Here is a 22133-nt window from a genome sequence, read left to right on the forward strand (position 1 = left end):
TTAATAATTCTCAAGGGAAAAGTGAGTTTGGCTCAGATTGACTACATACTACGCCTTTACAAAAAACGTTTCAACGTCTAGATGGCTAAAATAATCTATTATTTACTAAAATATGCCCTTAAAGTTAAATTAACTAATGTGGGTACTTTGGTTGCTACTGGTTTGATGAGTTTGGCATGAGTTTAGCTCAAGTTGTTTTGTTGGGTTATGCAGCGGCTGTTTAAAGCGTATTATGGGCAGGGCAGCTTAATAAATGGCACTGGTTTTTAAGAGGGATAAGTAATTATCACAACGCGCAATAACAGGTCTGTTTTTAATGGGCTAAAGCTTAAACAGCAACAACATGTTTTTATTACTTCAAAATTGAGCGCTTAAATAAACGAATGGGTATTACGGGGCTTACTTTTTATATCTTTTGGTTGTGAAAAAGTAAGCCTTTGGATAACAGCTACTACAGCGGTTTATGGATAAGTTTAATGGCGTGTTGTGCTGTAACTGGTTTTGACTTTAAAAAGCCTTGCCCGTAATTACATTGAGTGGCTTGTAAAATATTTAGTTGCTCTTGGGTTTCGATTCCCTCAGCCACAACTTCAAAGTTTAGTGATTGCGCTAATGAGAGAATGGCCTCTACTAATGGGTTATTGGTTTTGTTGAGGTGATCGATAAAGCTTTTATCTATTTTTAAAATATGAATAGGTAATTGGTGTAAGTAACCAAGTGCTGAGTATCCAGTACCAAAGTCATCCAAGCATAACTTCACTTTAAGTGGGGCAAGCCCTTCTATTATTTGGGTTGCTAAATCAAGGTTAGCAATAAGCCCTGATTCAGTGATTTCTAAACACAACGACCCTAAAGGCAGTTGGTATTTATTATACAATGCGTGAACTTGGGCAACAAAGTCGAGGCTGGCAAAATGACGCGATGACACATTGACCGTTACTTTTAAAAAGCGATGCCCTAATGTGTGCCAGTGCGCAATATGTTGGGCTGCGAGGTCAAGCAAGTGCAAATCGAGGTTAATAATTTGCCCAGTGGTTTCGGCTATCGGAATAAACTCATTTGGTGGCACAAACCCTTTTTTAGGATGGTGCCATCTCACTAATGCCTCAAAGCCGACAACTTCGCTTGTCGCTATAGTAAAAATAGGCTGAAAATAAAGCTCAAATTCGTTGTGTTCAATGCCGTGTTGTAAGTCGTTTTCTATATCGGCATGTGTTTTGAGCTTTTTACGCATGGTGTTATTAAAAAACTTAACTTGGCCACGCCCGCTGGATTTAGCTTCGTACATAGCGGCATCGGCTTGTTGTAATAACAAATAGGCTTTATCGTCGCTGCTTTCGCTAAAGGCGATGCCAATGCTGGTTGATGCTTGCAATAAATGACTATCCACATTAAGTGGCTTAGCAAGGGCTGTGTTTATTCGTTTTAACGCTTCGCTAACCTGGTTTCGGTGCGTGATGTTTTCCATAAAAATAGCAAATTCGTCGCCACCCAGGCGTGCAAACGTATCGGTGTTTCTGACGGTGCCTTTTATGAGCTCACAAATTTTAATTAAAAAGTGATCGCCAACCTCATGGCCAAGCGAATCATTAATACTTTTAAATCGATCAAAATCTAAATAAAGCAAGGCGTGGCTCGTGCCTTTTTTAACACGCGATAAACGCAAAATTGCATGTTTAATACGCTCAATAAGTAACGAGCGATTAGCGAGGCCTGTTAGCTCATCATGCAAAGCTTTGTGTTCAAGCTCTTGCCTTGCAAGCTGCCTATCTATGGCCATACTAATTTGCCTACTTACGTAGGTTAAAAGGGCGCTGTCGTGTTCGTTGTAATGCAGCTTTTTATCGTAACTTTGAACAACAATTACACCGCTTATTCTATCATTTGCTTTAAAAGGCACACCTAGCCAGGATTCAGAAAGACGGCCAACAAGTTTAAAGTCGCCGTTATCTATATGTTGCTGATAATCGTTTTGATTTAATAGCAGTACACGGTCTGATTTTAGTAGGTAATACGAAGCTGTGTCTTTTAATTGCTCTTTTGATATTTTTTTGTGGGCGTGCGTTTGAATGCCTTCTTCAACGATGTAAACCAAATCGAGTATGTCTACTTGCTTATCGTAAAGGGCAATAAAAAAGTTATCTGCAGGAAGTAAGCTATTTATTATGCTGTGAAGAGACTCAAAAAAGGTATCTAGGTTACTGGCTTTATACGTTAAATTAGCGATTTGCAGTAAGCTGTTTTCAAGCTTTTGCGCATCATTTAACTGTTTTACTGTGTGCTTTAAGCTATTGACCGTGTTTACTTGGTTTAGCTTAGCACTTAATAAATGCGCAACCGTGGTTAATATTTCTAGGTGGGCGTTTGTGAAGTAATTTTTTATTGGATGTTCACAATCAATAACCCCTAAAACATGATCCTTGTATATAAGTGGCACGCACAACTCTGATTGAGCAGGGCGTTCATCAGCAATGTAGCGAGGGTCTTGTGTTACATCGCCAATAATAATAGCTGTGCCTGTACGGGCAACATAACCGGTTATACCTTCGTTAAAGCCAATAACTTTGCGCTCTGCTTGGTATTCGTCCCTGGCGTGGGTTATGCCCATAGAAGCGACTTGATTTAGCTGTAAACGTGTTTCATCAGCCAGGTAAATAACACAATCAACAAACCCAAGGCGGTTTACTACTTGAGTGGTTACGTACTCAAATAACTCTTCTAGGGTATCGAGCTGTAATAAGCTTGAGGAAAACTGATTTATTATGCTCAGCTGTTCAGTTTTAACTTCGAGCGCTTTATAGGTATCGATATGATTCGACATAGGGTAATTTTATTCTTTTTATTTGTATTAGCACCGATAAGTTAACCCAAATTTAAAGCATGTTCAAAATAAAACGCTTAAACGAGTGTAATCGTCGTTAAACTTAAACCCAATAGTATTTTGCAGCACTCATAGAGGTCAATAGTTTAGATAACACTTTACTAGGTCTTTCCATATGCCTATGATCGGATAAATTCAGCCGTGGAAAAAAGTAATGAGCATTAATACCGATTCAAAAAACACATTAACCATAACTCGTCCTGATGATTGGCATGTCCATTTACGTGATGGTGAGCAACTTAAAGATACAGTACGCGATATTAGCCGCTACATGGGCCGCGCCATCATAATGCCAAACCTTGTACCGCCAGCAACGAGCACTGATTTAGCGCTAGCTTATCGAGAGCGAATTATGGCAGCGGGGCCGCAGGGCAACTTTGAGCCCTTAATGGTGCTTTACCTAACCGATAAAACCACACCTGAAGAAATTAAAAAAGCCAAAGCAACGGGGAAAATTGTTGCTGCCAAGTTGTACCCAGCAGGGGCAACCACTAACTCAGACTCTGGGGTTACATCAGTAAAGAATATTTACCCTGTATTAGAAGCGATGCAAGACGTGGGCATGCTGTTATTAGTGCATGGTGAAGTGACTGATTCATCAATAGATATTTTTGACCGTGAAAAAGTATTTTTAGAGACGATTTTAGGCGATGTTGTCGCTGATTTTCCAAATCTGAAAATAGTGCTTGAACACATTACGACAAAAGACGCTGTTGATTTTGTGACAGCCGCACCGCAAAATGTGGCGGCAACCATTACCGCGCATCACTTATTGTACAACCGTAACCACATGTTAGCTGGTGGCATACGCCCGCATTATTACTGTTTACCTATTTTAAAGCGCAATATTCACCAACAAGCATTAATGGCGGCAGCTATAAGTGGAAATAAAAAGTTCTTTTTAGGGACTGACTCAGCACCACATTATAAAGATAAAAAGGAAGCGGCATGCGGTTGTGCTGGCGCCTATACAGCACATGCTGCGATTGAACTTTACGCCGAAGCCTTTGAAGAAGCAGGCGCACTGGACAAACTAGAGGGCTTTGCAAGCCATTTTGGGCCTGACTTTTACGGACTTGCCCGTAACACCGATACAATTACCCTAGAGAAAAGCCCTTGGCAAGTTCCCGCAAGTTACACACTTGGTGACTCACAAGTTGTGCCTATTAAAGCAGAAGCTACGATTGACTGGCAGGTTAAGTAAACTGCATTAAATTAGCATTGTATTAAAGCCGTATAGCTTGCTGTACGGCTTTTTATTTGCTTGAAATTCAATCTTTACCTGAGATTTAACGCTCTTTACGAGGGGCTTTATTTGTAAAGCTAAGCTGTTATACATGATTTGTTACAATTAGGAGCAACAAAGTTGCCGTTTTTTGTTCAATTTTAGCTTTAAAAATAACCGCTTACATATAATGCTTTATTTATTTTTGTTCTGAGTAAATAAATCTTAATTAATAGAGCCAAAAAAAAATTAATGTGTTAACCTTAACTTGCTTTGAGTTTTTGCGTATTGAATTTACGGATATTGTGCTGCGTTTAAGGTTACCGGTTAGGTTAAAACTTGTTCCTGTACTATACCTCCAGAATTTTGGGCACTGACTCAGGGAGGATATAGCCATAATAATATGGCTGAATTTTAATTATTGACTTACAGGAAAATTTAGTATGTCGGTTACTGGTAAAGTAAAATTTTTCAACGAAGCTAAAGGCTTTGGTTTCATTGAACAAGAAAATGGTCCTGACGTGTTTGTACATTTCAGCGCAATCACTGGTTCTGGTTTTCGCACTCTTAGCGAAGGTCAAGCAGTGACTTTCAGCATCAAACAAGGTCAAAAAGGCCCTGAAGCTGAGAACGTAGAAGTAGCATAATTTTAATTATGTGAACCTTAGTTCATCTTGGTGAAGCAGTTTTCTGTTTCACCATAATTCCTCAAAATCTTCCTCATTGTTTATACATTCCCTAATATTGTTTCTACACTCCTTAATATTGTTTCTACACTCCTTAATACAGTCAAACGTTTAAATTTAACTTCTTGCTATAGCTTCAAACACGTTTAACATATTTCCCATTTTGCTAGTTAATATCCCCGTTAAAAAGTAACGCCGCTTTAATACATTAACAGCTCACAATCTGCATACTTTCACCAAGCTTAGAGAATACATTTAGCACACGCGTAGTGTGTATTAAAAAACCGTGTAATTAACTGAGTGTTTTACTGGCTTTAATAAGGCTTAACTTGGGCTTAGCAAAGTTAAAGCCATTAACTTAAATGCAGTAATATTTATACATCATCTCAAAACCACTTTCGAATTGTTGTATTTTTATACGATGAAGCGCAGGATTTGTAAGTTAAGATGTGTTTTTAGCCTAATTTAACCAAATCTAGTTCATCAAATTGTCACATTTTTATTATTTTTGTTTTTTTTTAAGGTGCAATTCAGTTTTGTTTAGATGTTGCATTTTTGTTTCATGTAAGTGTCTAATTTTTAACTAGTGTTTAATTTTAAAGGGGCTATATAATGCTAAAACGGCTTAATGCTGGTTGCATTTATGTTAACAGTATTTTTTGTAATACTTTAGTTTTAGCTTTTTCAAGGTATTTATTTACTTAGAATAGCTAACATCAAGTTGACAGGGCGTATTGCATTTAGCATTATTGGAGGGTTGATATCTATTAAAAGATATCAGGGTTGTCATCCTTAATAAGGTTGATAATTAAATTATAAAAGTAACATTACTTAATTGGTTGGGAACTATGTCTGTTAAAATCAGAAAGAGTCTTGTAGCATCTGCGTTGGTTGGCGCTTTTGCATTTGCAAGCAGCAATGTGATTGCAGATCCTTTGAATGACGTGCAAAAAGCAGGTCAGCAAATTCAAAAGGCTGCTGTTAAGTCTCAAACTAAAATTGACAACGTATACGGTCAAACTCAAGAGCTAATCGCTGAGTACCGTAGTATTGTTGATGAGACTGAACTTATGAAAGTGTACAACGATCACGTAGCACGTTTGGTCGCTGACCAAAATGCGTCAATCGAATCGTTTGACCGTCAAATCGCTACTATCGACAACACTAAACAAAACGTTGTGCCTTTGATGTATCGCATGATCGATACGCTTGAGCAATTCATCAAAGCGGACGTTCCGTTCAATCTTGATTCTCGTCTTGCTCGTGTAGAAAGACTTCGTGAAATCATGGCTTCTGCGTCTGTAACGACGTCTGAGAAATTCCGCCAAGTTCTTGAAGCATACACAGTTGAAACTGCTTACAGCTCGGCTGTAACTGCTTCTCAAGGTACTTTAGAAGTTGATGGTAAAAACATTAACGTTGATATCGGTCGTTTAGGTCGTATCACTTACGTAGCACAATCTTTTGACTTAAAACACGCTTGGGTGTGGGACAACAACACTAAAGAGTGGAAAGAATTAGGTGAAGAATACCTAAAACCAGTTAAAGAAGTGATTCGTATGGCGCGTAAGCAAGCGACACTCGAACTTGTTAAACTACCAATCTTTGGCGCGGAGTAATCGAATAATGAAGAAACTATTTAAAGGTTTTGCTGTTGCAGCAGTACTATCTGTTTCTGCAGGTACCGCGCTTAATGCACATGCAAATACTGATGCTTTAGATAAAATTCTTGAGCAAGTAAAGCAAGAACGTATCTCTGAAGGTAAAATCAATAAGCAACGTGAGCAAGAGTTCTTATCAGAACGTGCTGACAAGCAAGCATTACTTAACAAAGCAAAAAGCCAATTAGCGTCTGAAAAAGCACGCGGTGACAGCTTAGCTAAGCAATATGCACAAAACGAAAATACATTAGCTGAAAAAGAGCAAGCGCTTCAAAACGCACAAGGTACTCTTGGTGAAATGTTTGGTGTTGTACGTCGTGCAGCGCAAGACGCTATCGGTTCTATCGAAGCTTCACTAGTAAGTGCTGAAAAGCCAGGCCGTGCAGAAGTACTTCGTTCATTAGCAGCTGCTAAAGAGCTTCCAACAGTTCGTGAACTTGAAGAACTTTGGATTGCACTTCAAACAGAAATGACTGAGTCAGCAAAAGTTTCTACTTTTGAAACTGAAGTGTCAGGTCTTGACGGCAACTCTACAGTTAAGCAAGTAACACGTATTGGTAACTTTAACTTAGTTACTGACGAAGGTTACTTAATCTACTCGCCAGAGACAAAATCTATTCAGCCTTTAGGTAAACAACCTGATAGCTACATTTTAGATGGTATCTCTGCTCTTGAAGGTACTTCTTCTGACAATTACGCTGGCGTATACATTGACCCGACTCGTGGTGCAATCTTACGTATCAACACGCAGAAGAAAACGCTTATGGAATACTACGAGCAAGGTGCTGAAGTTGGTTACATCATCACAGTTTTATTAGCTGTTGGTCTACTAATCTTCTTAGTACGTTTCGTTGACTTAGCGCTTACTACTTCTAAGATCAAGTCTCAGCTTAAAAACTTGTCTACACCGAATACAAACAACCCACTGGGTCGTATTCTTAAAGTGTACCATGACAACAAGAGCCAAGACGTTGAAAACCTTGAGCTTAAACTAGATGAAGCTATCTTACGTGAAACGCCACGTGTTGAAGCTGGTATTAACATCATCAAGATTCTTGCTGCAATCGCACCGTTACTTGGTCTACTAGGTACAGTAATCGGTATGATCTTAACGTTCCAAACAATCACATTGTTCGGTACGGGCGATCCGAAGATCATGGCTGGTAACATCTCTCTAGCTCTTGTAACTACAGCGCTAGGTCTAATTGCTGCACTACCACTTATCCTACTTCATTCAATTGTTGCAGGTCGTAGTAAGTCAGTATTACATATCCTTGATGAGCAAAGCGCAGGTATCGTTGCTACTCACGCGGAGAAGGAGAAAGCCTAATGCTAGTCCTGATGGAGATATGGGAATCTATCAGGGATTTTGTTGGCACAGGCGGCCAGGTATTATACGTGGTCGCGATAGCACTCTTTCTTATGTGGGTTTTAATGATTGAGCGCTATTGGTTCCTACTTGCTGAATTTCCTCGTTTAACGAAGGATATTGTAGCAAAGTGGGATGCCCGCCAAGACACTACGTCTTGGTACGCACACAGAATCCGTGAAGCATGGATTTCTGAAGCGTCTGAAAAATTAGATCAGCGTATGTTGTTGATTAAAACATTAGTAGCTGTTTGTCCTTTAATAGGCTTACTTGGAACTGTAACGGGTATGATCGCGGTTTTCGAAACCATGGCAACCCAAGGTACTGGTAATGCACGTTTAATGGCATCAGGTATTTCAATGGCAACAATCCCAACAATGGCTGGAATGGTTGCGGCACTATCTGGAGTTTTCTTTAGCTCACGCCTTGAGGCAAGAGCGAGAATGGTGAAAGCCAAACTTGTAGATAGCATGCCTCATCACTAGAGAGAGAATTAAATATGGCACGTAAACAACGTTTTCGTGAAGAAGAAGAAGCAGCGGTAGATATGACGCCAATGCTTGACATCGTATTTATCATGCTTATTTTCTTTATCGTAACTACATCGTTCGTTAAAGAGGCTGGTATCGAGGTCAATAAACCTAAAGCGGCCCAAGCTACGAAGCAAAAAAATGCTAACATTTTTGTTGCTATTCGTAGTGATGGTGCTATCTGGATTGATAAACAGCAAGTTGATGTTGAACGTGTTTCAGCAAAAATCGAAAGTTTATTAGCAGAACAACCTACTGATGTTGTGATTTTGCAAGCTGATAAAGAAGCAAAGCACGGCGTAGTGGTTAAAGTTATGGACCAGATCAAAGCGACAGGTGACAACCTGAGAATTTCAATAGCTGGAGATCAGTAATGATTCGTTTTCTGTTTTCACTGATTGCAGGTGGGGCAGTTACTTTCGGCTTGTTCTACTTCATGGCTTACCTCATCTCTGGTGGGGCTGACCGTAATACTGAACAAAAAGAGCAGATCATAGTCGAAATAATGACGAATCCGCCTGAATCTAAGGTGCAGGAGAGGAAGCGTGTTCCGCCTCCGCCTCCGCCACCGCCAAAGCAGCCGCCTAAACCGCAGCCGCCACAGCCGGAGAATAACAATCCTAATCCTGGTGCTATGTCATTTAATATGGGTAGCATTGATGTAGGAAGTTCGGCTGGTGGACTAAGTGGTCCAGGTGCATTTGGACGAGATGGTGATGCGACACCTATCGTTCGTATTGAACCAAAATATCCAACGCAAGCAGCGCGTGATGGTAAAGAAGGTTGGGTTCAACTTTCGTTCACAATTGATGAGTTAGGTGGCGTGACTGACGTTCAAGTTATTGACGCAGAACCAAAACGTATCTTTGACCGTGAAGCTAAACGTGCATTACGCAAGTGGAAATACCGTCCTAAAATTATTGACGGTAAACCACAGAAACAAGTTGGTTTACAAGTTCAACTAGACTTTAAACTTAACCAAGGCTAAGGAGGCGAGTAATGAGAAATTTATCTAAAGTAACTGCTCTTGCAATTCTTATGTCTGTGTCAGGTGCAGCTATAACTGCACCTGTATTAGCAGCGCCGGATTACGCTAAAATTGAAGAGCGTAAAAAAGCCAAGACTAAAATCATGGGCGAGCGTACTGGTAAAAAGGTAATTAAAGCGTTTGACTTGTACAATGAAGACAAAATTGATGAAGCAATTGCCTTGTTAAAAGAGATTGACGCATCTAACGACTTCGATAAAGCGACTGTAAATCGTTACTTAGGTAGCATGTACGCGCAAAAAGAGAAGTACGATGAAGCGATTAAATACTCTAGACAAGCTGTTGCCCCTGATATTTTAAACTTCGCAGATCACGAGCAAACTTTAAAGCTATTAGGTGATTTATACGCAGGTACTGAAAAGTTCCAAGAAGCCAAAAAAGCTTATACAGCTTGGATGGACTTCACCGGCGAAGAAGACCCTAAAGTGTATACTCGTATTGCGCAAGCTAACTATCAGTTAGGTCAGTTTCGTGATGTTTTTAAACCTGCCGACAAGGCAATCTCTTTACAAAAGGAGCCTAACAAGGCTCCTTACCAATTAAAATTAGGTTCTTACTTTGAACTTAAAGACTACGCCAACATGGTGAAAATTGGTGAAGAGATTGTACGAGTTTGGCCAGATGACAAAAAAGCCTGGGTTAGTTTAGGTAAATACTACCTACAAACCGAAGACTACTCTAAAGGTCTAGCGACCATGGAAGTAGCATTCAAAAATGGCTATTTTGAAGCGGAAGTAGATTACAAAGTACTTTCTAACTTTTATTCTTTAAACGAAATTCCATTTAAAGCGGCTAAAACCCTTGAAAATGCGATTAAAGAAGACAAAGTTAAGCGTACTAAGCAAAATGTTAACGCAATTGCTAGTAACTACCACCGTTCTAAAGACATCGAAAAAGCTGCTAAGTACTACGAAGAAGCTGCTAAATTTGACGACGATGCAGAGCTTTACCGCAAAGCAGGATCGTTACTTTTACAATCTGAGAACTTTAGTGCTGCTGTTGTTCGTTTGAACAAAGCGTTAGAGCTTGGCTCTGACAAAAAAGGCACCATTTATTCAGATTTAGCTGAAGCGTACTACTACCAAGCTAAATACAAGCAAGCTTATGCTGCTATTACTAAAGCAATGGACGACCCACGCACACGTAAGTTTGCTAAAGGTTGGTCTACATTTATTAAAGATAAAGCCGCTCGCAACGGTGTTAAAATTTAACTTTAATTTGTTTTAGCAATTATATAAAAAGCCCCTTTGGGGCTTTTTTTATTGGAATTTATAATGAATAAAACGCATCTTTTGTCTGTCCTATTTAGTCTGTTTTTGGTTGCTTGTTCAAAACAACCACTGCCTTTTGAATCTTATGATGCTGCGCAGCAGAGTATTAAAAGTTTAAACACGGCGCTAAAGCCTGTGGGCACTGAAAGTGTATCCACTGAACAAGTACTGCCTTTTTCCTCAGCGTATTTATCGCTTCGTCATCAGATGTATCAGCGCCTACAAACAATGACTCTTTCAAACGCGCAAACAAAGCAGCTAAATTACTTAATTATTGCTGAGCGTTTTCCTGAGCGCTTTTTCAGCTGGCCTGCACAGGTGAATGTGTTAGAGAACTTATTATCAGCGCAAATGCAAATTACTAAGTCTAACGAGGTAATTGAGTGGCTTAAGTTCACTCAAGATCAATTAGATAGTGCGCTGCAAAGCAATTTGAGATTAAACAAGGTTGAATTAAACCTCCTGCAGGGTTACTTACAAACGTCACTATTAAAACAATCTAGCGTAAACGATTTAAAAGCCCAGATTGCAGAGTTTAATGATTACTTGGCCCAGTACAAACCAAGGGGAAGCATTGGCTTACGTGGACTTGCTAATGGCAGTGAATGGTATCAAAGTAAACTAAATTACTTCAGTGGGGCAGTTAAGTCGCCTTTGCAATGGGTTGATACTATTAATCAGCATCTTCAAATGAACTCACACACTGCACCTAATTTGAGCTATATCGAGCATCATAGTACTTCATTTATTAGCCAATATTTAAGCACAGCGCCAAAAGTAAAAGGGATTGATTGGCAAACTGATTACATGCTGTTGCCAGCTATGGCTAAAAACAGCCAGCTAAGCCCAGAAGATAAAAGGTTAATGCTTGCGCTAATGGAAACCGATGTGGGCATACACTACCATGCATGGACTTTATCTCAGGCAAAAGTGAACTTAGTAAAACGATTAGCTATTTCACAGCGCGATGCGCAGTATTTAGTTGAAGATAGTGTGCTTTACCCAGGCCACGCTTTTAGTTTTGCCGAGCAACTATTAATACTTTAAACGCTTATGTGCGCTTAGCGCACATTTCACAACGCTGTGTTGCAGGGTCTTTTTTAAGTAACCGCTCAGAAATTGCTTCTTCACAATCGCAGCAATAGCCGTATTGACCAATATCAATTTGGCTTATTGCCGCTTCTAATTCTGTCAGCCTATTAACTAAAGTTTGATATTCAGGACCTAAGTGGTAGGTGGCAGTGTCAAGCCATTCGTTAAGCTGGCTAGTTAATATAACGTCACGTAGCTTAAGATGGGCAGGGTGTGCTGATTGGCTCAGCATCGCTAATATTACTGATTTAACGTGTGCTATTTCACTGTGCAGTTGTTGCTGATAAAGCATATTGGTATAACCTTCATTTAGCGTTTCGTTATACCAGTATTATCTGAGCTGCGCTGCTTATACGCTATGATTTGAATCAAGTTGCGGAGACTTAGCGTATTTTTTTAAAACTTGGGCTACATCACCTTTTACTTTAAGACGTCTTATTTCATCAAATAGTGCATTAGCTTGTGGGTATTGGCGTTTTAGATAACCCAGCCACTGTTTAGTACGAGAGGCAAAATATTTTTCATCTTGTGTGGGGTCTTGATGAATAGCAGAGTGAATCAAATGATAAATTATATGTTCCCACTCTAGGCCATTATATTGTTCATTATTAACATGAGCTTTAATTTTTTTCGCTAAATCAGGGTGAGAAAGCGCACCGCGCCCTAGCATTAAATCGCTACACTGGCTTCGGGATTGGCAAAGTAGGGCATCTTCCACTTGCCAAATTTCACCGTTGGCAACCACGGCTATGTTTTTACCTTTTATTAGCGGGGGGATTTTTTCCCAGTATGCAGGTGGGTTATAACCATCACGCTTAGTACGGGCATGTATTGCAATACTATCTGCACCTGCGCTTACAACTGCATCTACAATTTCTTGGCTATTGCTATCATCATCAAAGCCCAAGCGTATTTTAGCGCTTACTTGATGTTTACTATCGACCGCATCCCTTACCGCTTTGATTATGTCATACATATGATCAGGGTCTTTTAGCAGTACAGCGCCCCCGCGGCTTTTATTTACCGTTTTTGCAGGGCAGCCAAAATTAAGATCTATACCGTGGGAGCCTAATTCGATAGCTCTAACCGCATTTTCTGCTAATACGTCGGCCACTTGCCCTAATAACTGTACGCGCACAGGAGTACCGGCTTTGGTTAAACCGTTATTATTGAGCTCAGGGCAATAGCGATGAAACACTTTAGCCGGTAAACATTTATCAATTACTCTAACAAATTCTGTTACGCATAGGTCAAAGCCACCAATATTGGTAAGAAGTTGGCGCATTTTAAAATCAACAACACCTTCCATAGGCGCTAAAACAAGTTTCATAGAGTATTTTTATTGAAAAAACGGGTGCGTAGTGTACCTGCAAAGTATGGTTTGATAAAACTTAAATTACTGCCCATATTTGTTTGTATAAATTTAAAAGTAAAAAAAATGAAAATAAATGAAAGTTTTTATTTGATAGCGGGTCTATTTAATTATACAAGCAACGCATAATTGACAATAATTAGTTTGCGTTACCTTAATACACACTTATATAAGAGAGTCATACAATGAATACAGTAAAGAAAAACTCAATCGCGTTAACCTTAGGTGCAGTAGTTGTTGGCTCTGCAAGTTTTGCCTCTGCAGATGCACAAGCAAACCCATTTGAATTTCAACAGCTAGTAACCGGATACCAGCTTGATGCGGCAGAAGGTAAGTGCGGTGAAGGCAAATGTGGCGGCGACGCAAAAGGTAAAAAAGAAGGTAAGTGCGGCGAAGGCAAATGTGGCGGTGAGACAAAAGGTAAAAAAGAAGGTAAGTGCGGCGAAGGCAAATGTGGCGGCGACGCAAAAGGTAAAAAAGAAGGCAAGTGCGGCGAAGGCAAATGTGGCGGCAACGCAAAAGGCAAAAAAGAAGGTAAGTGCGGCGAAGGCAAATGTGGCGGCGACGCAAAAGGCAAAAAAGAAGGTAAATGCGGCGAAGGTAAATGTGGCGGCGACGCAAAAGGTAAAAAAGAAGGTAAATGCGGCGAAGGCAAATGTGGCGGCCAATAACAGGCTGATTTAAGTACCTGATTTACTCAGATATACGTTATGCTAAAAGGGCCAAAAGGCCCTTTTTGTTTTAGGAGATAATGATGAGAGCAACACAAAACTCAGCATTTGGGATGGTGGGCTTAGGTCTTCGTCGAGAGATGCTTGATGAATTACTAGCGCATACACCAAAGCAAATTGATTTTATGGAAGTAGCGCCTGAAAACTGGCTTAAGCTGGGAGGGCGCTTTAAAAAACAATTTAAAACCTTAACTGACGCCAATAATTTTGTTTGCCATGGTTTATCGCTTTCTATCGGCTCGCCTGAACCTCTTGATATTGAATTTGTTAAATCGCTAAAAACGTTTTTTGATCAGCACAACATTAAACTATTCAGTGAGCACCTAAGTTACTGCTCTGGAAAGGGGCACATGTACGATTTAATGCCAATCCCTTTTACTGAAGATGCCATTGCACACGTTGTACCTCGCATCAAACAAGTGCAAGATATTTTAGAGCGCCAAATAGCCATCGAAAATGTCTCTTATTATGTGGCGCCTGGCCAGCAGTTATCTGAGCTTGAATTTACAAACACGATTTTAGAGCAAGCCGATTGTAAACTACTCCTTGATGTAAATAATATTTATGTTAATTCAATTAATCATGGTTACAACGCCGAAGCGTTTTTATTAGGGTTACCTTCAAAACGCATTGCATATGGGCACGTAGCTGGGCACTACAATGAAGCCGATGATTTAATTGTTGATACCCACGGCGCGGATGTTATTGACCCCGTATGGGACTTGCTTGATAAAGCGTACCAAGCGCATGGGGTGTTTCCTACCTTATTAGAGCGTGACTTTAATATTCCAAGTATAAATACACTAACAAAAGAACTTGATATTATTCACGATTTACAAAATAAGCAGTTATGCGCAACGCCTACTCAGCAATTAGCATAAAGGAATAAATATGAGCTTTATTGACAGCCAAAATGAGTTTATGGCGCACATACGTGAGCCTGAGCATAACCCAAAGCCTAACGATATTGAAGATAGACGCATGGCGATTTACCGCGACTTATTTTTTAATAATATTGCAGGGTTCATCTCATCAGGTTTTCCGGTGCTTAAAACTTTATACACAAAGCAACAATGGCAAAAATTAATAAGGGCATTTTTTAGTGAGCATGACTGCAAGTCGCCTTATTTTTTAGACATAGCAGGGGAATTTATTAATTACTTATCGAGCAGCTATACCCTGCAAGAGTACGATTATGCATTTATGCTGGAGCTGGCACATTATGAGTGGATAGAGCTTGATGTTTCCGTGGCTAATGAAGATACCAACGAGCAACGTTTAAAAAGCACTGAACTAACCAGTTCTGCACTTTACTTATCGAGTGTAGCGCGTAATTTAAGCTACCAGTATGCGGTGCAAAATATCAGCACAGAATATAAACCCAGCACGCCATCTGAGCAGCCTAATTACTTTGTTGTATACAGAGATGATAACGACGACGTACAGTTTTTAGCCACAAATGCAATGACCGCCTTGCTACTTTCAATAATAGAATCCAATGCGGGCATTGACTTTGAGACTGTATGCCAGCAGGTTTTAGTGCATGCGCCTAATTTTAGCGAACAACAAATTGCGCATGGTGCGTTAAGTACGCTTAATGCAATGTGCGAGCGCGGTATTATCGTGACAAAAAATCAACATTAAGGTCTTTATAGATGTTTTTACTTCGTCTATCATGGCAGCCTTATTTGTCGTGCTTAAAAAAAGGTTATACCAATGTCAGATGATAAAGACTTTAAAGATCCGTTTAACGCTACTTACTTTATTGCTTTTTTAGCAGTTTTTGTGGGTATTGGCTGTTTAAATGCGATTTTAGGCTGGATCACAAGCCTAACTTAAAGCTCCTTGCTCTATTAAGGCTGTTGTTTATATCAGCCTTAAGCTTCTTTTCTTCCTCCACCATTATAATTTTCAAACCACCTTGGTATTAATAACAGCAAACTCGCATTTTAACGTCAGTTAAGGTTATAATCAGCTGCTTTGAAATATAAACTATTGAGCAATTAAACTTATGACTCAAGTAACACCCGCTATTATTAAAAACAGTATCGCAACCATTGCCGACTATCCTAAACCAGGCATTATGTTTCGTGATGTAACAACACTAATGGCAAATCCAGAAGCCTTTAAAGCAACAATCGATGCTTTTATAAACGAATATAAAAACCAAGGCTTTACAAAAATTATTGGTACAGAATCTCGCGGCTTTATTTTTGGTGCACCGCTATCTTACGCGTTAGGGATTCCTTTTATTCCTGTTCGTAAGCCAGGCAAGCTACCACGCGAAGTGATTCGCCAAGATTACCTACTTGAATACGGTGAAGACACATTAGAGCTTCATGTTGATGCTATTGTCCCAGGCGACAAAGTATTATTAGTTGACGATTTATTAGCTACCGGTGGCACAATTGAAGCCACAGCAAAGCTAGTTGCAAAATTAGGCGGCACAGCCACTGATGCAGCGTTTGTTGTTTCATTACCAGAGCTTGGTGGTGAGCAGCGTATAGAAAAAATGGGTATTAAAATCTTAAAACTGGTTGAGTTTGAAGGCGAGTAATTGATGAGTTATCAGGTTCTAGCGAGAAAATGGCGTCCGCAAACCTTTCATGAATTGGTTGGCCAGTCTCATGTAAAGCAAGCGCTTGTTAATGCGCTAACGCAAAATAGACTGCATCACGCTTATTTATTCACTGGAACCCGTGGTGTCGGTAAAACGACCATTGCGCGTATTTTTGCTAAAAGCTTAAATTGTGATGAGGGTATATCGGCATCTCCTTGTGGGCAATGTAGCAGTTGTACTGACATAGAAGCAGGGCGATACATTGACTTACTTGAAATCGATGCCGCTTCTCGCACCAAAGTAGAAGATACTCGTGAAATTCTTGATAACGTTCAATATGCCCCCACGCGTGGACGTTATAAAGTATACCTAATAGATGAAGTACACATGCTCTCTAAGCATAGCTTTAACGCGTTATTAAAAACGTTGGAAGAGCCGCCAGAGCATGTGAAATTTTTACTAGCAACCACTGATCCGCAAAAGTTACCTGTTACCATTTTATCACGCTGTTTACAGTTTAACTTAAATGCACTTTCGCAAAGCGAAATTAAAACTCAGCTTGAGCATGTCCTTACTCAAGAGGAATTAAATTTTGATAAAGATGCGCTAAGTATTATTGCAAAAGCCGCCGATGGCAGTATGCGTGACGCGTTGAGCTTAACAGATCAAGCTATTGCGCAAACTAACGGCGACATAAACAATCAAGCCGTACAAGCTATGCTTGGTTTAATGGACACCCATTACAGCCAAAGTTTGCTTGCTGCTTTGTTAGCACAAGATGGTGGCGCACTGATGGACGAAATAGCCCAAGTAGCGAGCCGTAATCCTAACTATATTGCACTACTTGATGATTTAATTGCATTAACTCACCTTATTCAATTAACTCAGCTTGTCCCGCAAGCAGCGCAACTTGATGATAAAAACGCCGATTATGTTAGTCATGTTGCACAGCATACCCAGGCTCAACAAATACAGGTTTATTACCAGTTACTGTTAAACGGTAAAAAAGACTTACAATGGGCGCCAGAGCCTCGTTTAGGCTTTGAAATGATAATGCTGCGTTTATTAGCATTTGAGTCTGCAGGTACAACGCCTGCTCAATCGCTTCCTGAGCCTAGTGACACATCAAGTGCAGCAATGCCTGCGCCTACCAGTAGTAAAGGCCGTGCCGATGCGCTGCGTGATATATTAAATAAAAATAAAACATCATCGCAAGACGAAAACCCTGCTTCGCAAGCAATGGTTGAGAAAAGCCAAAACCAAAGCACAGCGCAAAGCCAAACAATTGATGAACCAGTAGAGCAACCGTCCACAGAGCAGCTAACACGCTCGCCAAGTGAGCAACACAGCAACAGCGCATCACCTGCGGCTCAAAGCCCGCAAAACGATATAGCGAGCCCTGTGCAGCAAAGTGAGCACATTGCTAAGAGTGACGATGCTGCTGAGCGCCAAAGTGAAGACGATGCTTATTTGCAACACAGTAATATGGAGCAAAGCTTAGCTGCACAATTTGATGATGTTATGAGCAGTGCGGTAGAGCAAGGTTATAACCCTGCACCTGTAGCGCAACACACACAACCCGCGCCTGAAAACGCCGATGCTAAAGATAGCAGTGTGCGTGAACAAGAAGCTCAAGCACAATCAGCAATTGCGCGAATTTTACGGGATAGAAATATATCGGGTGCTGGCAGGCTTTCTGGGGGGAGTGTAAATACCCCTGAGCAAGCGCAAACACCAAAAACACCTGCCCAAGCTACGCCTAACAGCGAAGCAAAGCCACATAATACAAGCCCGCAAGCGAGTGAGTCACAAAACGATTCACCGCCATGGCATGACCATGCGCAAGGCGATAGCGAAAAAAAGCCAACGCTCCCAGTAACAGGGAGCCAAACGCCAGCTGAGCCAGTAACGCAAAGCCAGCCAGCACGTAAGGTTGATTTTAAAGAAAAGCATCAAACAATTACTGAAAACTTAGCGCCTGAGCTGCTTGAGCAAATTAACCCGCAAAAAAAGCCTGAGGTAATAGAGCAAGAGCCCGCTATACCGGTTCCTGATGATTTTCAAAGCCCAATTAGCGAGATTAAATTTGCGCATCAGCAAGATGAGTGGGCTTATTTAATTAAGCGTATGGGGCTTGGTGGGCGAATGCGCCAATTTGCATTACACTCGATTTTTACTAAGCAAGGCGACAGTTTACATATTGACGTGGATGAATCGCAAAAACACTTAGATACGCCCATGCTTAGGCAAAAGCTCGATGCGGCGTTATCAAGTATATACGGGCATAACGTATCGCTGAGTATTAACTTTGCAAAAGGGGTGATTGACTCGCCTTATTTAATTCAGCAAAAAATAGATGCAGGGCGTCATCAGCAAGCAATAGATGTGATCACATCTGATGAAAACATAGTACAATTTCAGCAGCTATTTAGCGCCGAAATTGACGAAAACAGTATTCAGGCATTGTAATTAAATACAATCGCCCTTATCTTCATGACAACTAGAGTTTAAAAGAAAGAGAGAAAATTATGTTTAAAGGTGGAATGGGTAACATGATGAAGCAAGCGCAGCAAATGCAAGAGCGCATGCAAAAAGCCCAAGACGAAATCGCGACAATGGAAGTTGTTGGCGAAGCCGGCGCAGGCCTTGTAAAAGTAACCATGCTTGGTAATCATAACGTGCGTCGTGTTGAGCTTGATGAAAGCCTTATGGAAGACGACAAAGACATGATTGAAGATTTACTTGCTGCAGCATGTAACGATGCTGTTCGCCGCGTTGCTGACGAAACGCAAGAGCGTATGGGCAAAGTAACTGGCGGTATGCAATTACCACCAGGTATGAAAATGCCGTTTTAAGCAAATATGCAACTTTCAGATAGTTTAACGCAGCTTATAGAAGCGCTACGTTGCCAACCGGGTATTGGTCCTAAATCGGCTCAGCGCATTGCGTTTCATTTATTAGAGCGCGATCGTAAAGGCGGTACTCAACTTGGTAACGCATTGACCAAAGCCATGGGCGCGGTTGGGCATTGTCAGTCGTGCCGCACTTTTACTGAGCAAGCGCAGTGTGATATTTGCTTAAGTACAAAACGCCAAGACAGTGGTGTGCTGTGTGTTGTTGAATCGCCTACCGATGTGTTGGCAATAGAGCAAACAGGCCAATACCTTGGTTTATATTTTGTACTTATGGGGCACTTATCGCCAATTGACGGTATTGGGCCTAAAGAAATTGGCCTTGATATACTTGAACAAAAGCTCTCGCACGGCGGTATTAACGAAGTGATTTTAGCTACCAACCCCACGGTTGAGGGCGAAACCACTGCACATTATATTGCCCAGCTTTGCCATAAATATAAAGTAGGGGCCTCGCGTATAGCGCATGGTATACCTGTTGGTGGCGAGCTTGATTTAGTAGATGGCACAACGTTAATGCATGCATTTAGTGGCCGCCGAGCGGTTATGCAGGACTAACACAACTATCTGAAATCGTTTTAAAAGCCTACATAGTAAAATATGTGGGCTTTTTTGTGTTTGCTATTTAATTACCGTATAACGTGTGTGAGTTTGCCGGTAATCATATTAAATTAATAAATGAGTTAAACTTGGCGACGTTGTGTTATAAATTATTGACTAACAACAACTAAATAACGTGATAGTTGCACGGCTCACGCGCCTTAATAATATCGCTTAAGTTGCTATAAAAACATCAGGAATTTATCTGATTAGTAAGGAGTACTATGCAAAATAATAAACACGACAATAAAGGCGGTTTACTCAGCAGTAAGCGCTTTTTACCGCTATTTCTAACGCAGTTTTTGTCGGCTATGAATGATAATGTGTATAAGCAATCCGTGCTTATATTGTTAGTGTTTCAAGCTGCCACCCTTGGCGATGGTGCGCTGTATTCAAACCTTGCAGCGGGCTTATTTATATTACCGTTTTTTTTATTTTCAGGAATGGCGGGGCAATTAGCCGAAAAAACAGAAAAATCAAAGCTGATCCGGCTTGTTAAATTTTGCGAAATACCGATTATGGTTATTGGCGCAGCCTCTATTTTTACGCAATATGTGTGGCTAATGCTGACCACCGTGTTTTTTATGGGCTTGCAAAGTACTTTTTTTGGCCCGCTTAAGTATTCAATATTACCGCAGCATGTGGCGCCTAACGAATTAACAAAAGCCAATGGCTTGGTTGAGTCTGCCACTTTTGTAGCTATTTTAATTGGTACTATTTTTGGCACCTATTACATTACTCAAACAACAGGTCCAACAATTATTAGTATTGCCGTGTTGATACTTGCGGTACTTGGCTTTTTCAGCAGCCGCTTTATTCCTATCAGCCAAGCCAATAATCCTAATTTGCACTTTACCTATAATATTTTTTCATCCACTAAAAATGTATTTAAAGCGCTTAATGCTCAAACAGAATCGGTTGGTAAATCGGTGTTGGGTATAAGCTGGTTTTGGCTAATAGGCGCGGTTATTTTAACGGCATTACCTAATTACGTTAAGCATGTAATGGGTGGCGATGAACTCGTTGTAACCAGTGCGCTGGTGGTGTTTTCGCTAAGCATTGCCGTGGGGTCTTTGTTGTGCGAAAAGCTTTCGCGCTCACGTATTGAGCTGGGCATTGTACCTTTTGGCGCTATTTTAATTACGCTATTTTTGTATTTACTAAGCCAAGAGCCGGCTATTAGTGAATATATCGCGCCCTCTGAAAACTTATTAACCCTAAAGCAAGTGCTCAATACAGGCGACATGGTATGGCATTTTGTTTGGATGGCAGGTATTGGTATTGCATCCGGTTTTTATACTGTGCCGCTGTATGCGCTTATTCAACAGCGTACCGAGGAGGCAAGTCGTTCACGGGTGATTGCTGCTAATAATGTGCTTAATGCGCTCTTTATGGTTGGCAGTGCCATATTAAGTATTGTAACGCTCTCTGTTTTAGAGTGGCATATTTCGTCGTTACTATTGCTTTTGGCGGGGCTTAATTTGCTTATCTCTATTTATATTTACACTAAGGTGCCGGAATTTTTCTTGCGCTTTGTTATCTATATTTTAGCCATATGCATGTATCGCGTGCGCACAAAAGGGCATGAAAATATTCCAAGCGAAGGCGCAGCCGTTATTGTAGCTAATCATGTAAGCTTTGTAGATTGGATGTTTATTTTAGCCACTTCGCCTAGGCCTATACGCTTTATGGTGTTTGCTCCCATTTATTACTCAAAAGCGCTGCATTGGCTATTTAAAATGGCAAAAGCTATTCCAATTGATAGCGAAAAAGCCAACCCAAAGGCGTTTGCAAAAGCATTTGATGAGGTTGCCGCAGCGCTTGAACGCGGTGAGTTAGTTGGTATTTTTCCTGAAGGAAAACTAACAAGCAATGGTGAAATGGACATGTTTAGGCGGGGCATTGAGCGGATTATAGCGCGCACACCGGTGCCTGTTGTGCCCGTTCACTTAGGTGGCTTGTGGGGCAGTATGTTTAGCCGTAAAGCCAAGTGGCAACTACCACGCCTTAAATGGTCTTTAGTATCGGTGAGTGTGGGAGAGCCGATTGAAGCTGAGCAGGTAAGTGCTAATTATTTGCACGAACAAGTCAGCGCTTTAAAAGCCCAGCACGCTAAAAATACACCGTAATTTAACTCTAAAAGCCACATTTTTATATGGCTTTTTATTTATGTCAGCACAAAAGCTGCTTTTTTA

The 22133-nt window shown here is 40.6% G+C and carries 21 protein-coding genes; 18 read left to right on the forward strand and 3 right to left on the reverse strand.

Annotated features, from left to right (window positions below; all coding sequences use genetic code 11):
• Nucleotides 1-451: 451 nt before the first annotated feature.
• Entirely contained in the window at nucleotides 452-2821 is a 2370-nt protein-coding gene (locus OIZ54_RS15045; RefSeq protein WP_264390722.1) for a GGDEF domain-containing protein, read from the reverse strand.
• A 214-nt stretch (nucleotides 2822-3035) separates the two neighbouring features.
• Here OIZ54_RS15045 and pyrC point away from each other — a divergent pair, with 214 nt between their 5' ends.
• The 9 genes from pyrC (at nucleotide 3036) to OIZ54_RS15090 (ending at nucleotide 11718) form a co-directional block, all read left to right on the forward strand.
• Nucleotides 3036-4085: a dihydroorotase gene (gene pyrC, locus OIZ54_RS15050; RefSeq protein WP_064386682.1), complete on the forward strand. Its 1050-nt coding sequence runs from the start codon at nucleotides 3036-3038 to the stop codon at nucleotides 4083-4085.
• Between the two features lie 464 nt (nucleotides 4086-4549).
• A complete protein-coding gene (locus tag OIZ54_RS15055) occupies nucleotides 4550-4753 on the forward strand; it encodes a cold-shock protein (RefSeq protein WP_004588138.1) in 204 nt (67 codons plus the stop codon).
• Between the two features lie 887 nt (nucleotides 4754-5640).
• A complete protein-coding gene (locus OIZ54_RS15060; protein ID WP_004588137.1) occupies nucleotides 5641-6411 on the forward strand; it encodes a DUF3450 domain-containing protein in 771 nt (256 codons plus the stop codon).
• A 7-nt stretch (nucleotides 6412-6418) separates the two neighbouring features.
• A complete protein-coding gene (locus OIZ54_RS15065; RefSeq protein WP_004588136.1) occupies nucleotides 6419-7783 on the forward strand; it encodes a MotA/TolQ/ExbB proton channel family protein in 1365 nt (454 codons plus the stop codon).
• Nucleotides 7783-8307, forward strand: a complete 525-nt coding sequence (locus OIZ54_RS15070) for a MotA/TolQ/ExbB proton channel family protein (protein ID WP_004588135.1) — start codon at nucleotides 7783-7785, stop codon at nucleotides 8305-8307. Before OIZ54_RS15065 ends, OIZ54_RS15070 begins: the two co-directional genes overlap by 1 nt.
• 14 nt (nucleotides 8308-8321) lie before the next feature.
• Entirely contained in the window at nucleotides 8322-8726 is a 405-nt protein-coding gene (locus OIZ54_RS15075) for an ExbD/TolR family protein (RefSeq protein ID WP_004588134.1), read from the forward strand.
• Entirely contained in the window at nucleotides 8726-9340 is a 615-nt protein-coding gene (locus tag OIZ54_RS15080; protein WP_004588133.1) for an energy transducer TonB, read from the forward strand. The genes OIZ54_RS15075 and OIZ54_RS15080 overlap by 1 nt, the downstream gene beginning before the upstream one ends.
• An 11-nt stretch (nucleotides 9341-9351) precedes the next feature.
• Complete coding sequence (locus OIZ54_RS15085; protein ID WP_004588132.1) at nucleotides 9352-10611, forward strand: tetratricopeptide repeat protein; 1260 nt, start codon at nucleotides 9352-9354, stop codon at nucleotides 10609-10611.
• A 63-nt stretch (nucleotides 10612-10674) separates the two neighbouring features.
• Nucleotides 10675-11718 (forward strand): hypothetical protein, encoded by a 1044-nt coding sequence (locus OIZ54_RS15090; protein ID WP_264390723.1) that lies wholly within the window; start codon nucleotides 10675-10677, stop codon nucleotides 11716-11718.
• Nucleotides 11719-11722: 4 nt separating this feature from the next.
• On the opposite strand, the gene OIZ54_RS15095 is transcribed toward OIZ54_RS15090, so the two are convergent.
• On the reverse strand, nucleotides 11723-12055 hold the full coding sequence (locus OIZ54_RS15095; protein WP_264390724.1) for a TraR/DksA C4-type zinc finger protein: 333 nt from the start codon (nucleotides 12053-12055) through the stop codon (nucleotides 11723-11725).
• Between the two features lie 57 nt (nucleotides 12056-12112).
• Nucleotides 12113-13093, reverse strand: coding sequence for a tRNA-dihydrouridine synthase (locus OIZ54_RS15100; protein ID WP_248450812.1), 981 nt, complete (start codon nucleotides 13091-13093; stop codon nucleotides 12113-12115).
• Between the two features lie 227 nt (nucleotides 13094-13320).
• On the opposite strand from OIZ54_RS15100, the gene OIZ54_RS15105 reads away from it, so the two are divergent.
• The 9 genes from OIZ54_RS15105 (at nucleotide 13321) to OIZ54_RS15145 (ending at nucleotide 22067) form a co-directional block, all read left to right on the forward strand.
• Nucleotides 13321-13806 carry a hypothetical protein gene (locus OIZ54_RS15105; RefSeq protein WP_264390725.1) on the forward strand — a complete coding sequence of 162 codons (486 nt, stop codon included), beginning with the start codon at nucleotides 13321-13323 and terminating at the stop codon, nucleotides 13804-13806.
• Between the two features lie 113 nt (nucleotides 13807-13919).
• Nucleotides 13920-14747 carry a DUF692 domain-containing protein gene (locus OIZ54_RS15110; RefSeq protein ID WP_264390755.1) on the forward strand — a complete coding sequence of 276 codons (828 nt, stop codon included), beginning with the start codon at nucleotides 13920-13922 and terminating at the stop codon, nucleotides 14745-14747.
• Nucleotides 14748-14757: 10 nt separating this feature from the next.
• Nucleotides 14758-15510, forward strand: coding sequence for a DUF2063 domain-containing protein (locus OIZ54_RS15115; protein WP_264390726.1), 753 nt, complete (start codon nucleotides 14758-14760; stop codon nucleotides 15508-15510).
• 72 nt (nucleotides 15511-15582) lie between these two features.
• Nucleotides 15583-15705 (forward strand): hypothetical protein, encoded by a 123-nt coding sequence (locus OIZ54_RS15120; protein WP_004588125.1) that lies wholly within the window; start codon nucleotides 15583-15585, stop codon nucleotides 15703-15705.
• A 172-nt stretch (nucleotides 15706-15877) separates the two neighbouring features.
• Nucleotides 15878-16423 carry an adenine phosphoribosyltransferase gene (gene apt, locus OIZ54_RS15125; protein WP_004588124.1) on the forward strand — a complete coding sequence of 182 codons (546 nt, stop codon included), beginning with the start codon at nucleotides 15878-15880 and terminating at the stop codon, nucleotides 16421-16423.
• 3 nt (nucleotides 16424-16426) lie between these two features.
• Nucleotides 16427-18895 carry a DNA polymerase III subunit gamma/tau gene (dnaX, locus tag OIZ54_RS15130; RefSeq protein WP_264390727.1) on the forward strand — a complete coding sequence of 823 codons (2469 nt, stop codon included), beginning with the start codon at nucleotides 16427-16429 and terminating at the stop codon, nucleotides 18893-18895.
• Between the two features lie 59 nt (nucleotides 18896-18954).
• Nucleotides 18955-19281, forward strand: coding sequence for a YbaB/EbfC family nucleoid-associated protein (locus OIZ54_RS15135; protein ID WP_004588122.1), 327 nt, complete (start codon nucleotides 18955-18957; stop codon nucleotides 19279-19281).
• A 6-nt stretch (nucleotides 19282-19287) separates the two neighbouring features.
• On the forward strand, nucleotides 19288-19896 hold the full coding sequence (gene recR / locus OIZ54_RS15140) for a recombination mediator RecR (RefSeq protein ID WP_004588121.1): 609 nt from the start codon (nucleotides 19288-19290) through the stop codon (nucleotides 19894-19896).
• A 266-nt stretch (nucleotides 19897-20162) separates the two neighbouring features.
• Nucleotides 20163-22067: an MFS transporter gene (locus OIZ54_RS15145; protein WP_264390728.1), complete on the forward strand. Its 1905-nt coding sequence runs from the start codon at nucleotides 20163-20165 to the stop codon at nucleotides 22065-22067.
• Nucleotides 22068-22133 lie beyond the last annotated feature (66 nt).

Source organism: Pseudoalteromonas sp. A3 (assembly GCF_025942345.1).
Taxonomy (GTDB): Bacteria; Pseudomonadota; Gammaproteobacteria; order Enterobacterales; family Alteromonadaceae; genus Pseudoalteromonas; species Pseudoalteromonas atlantica.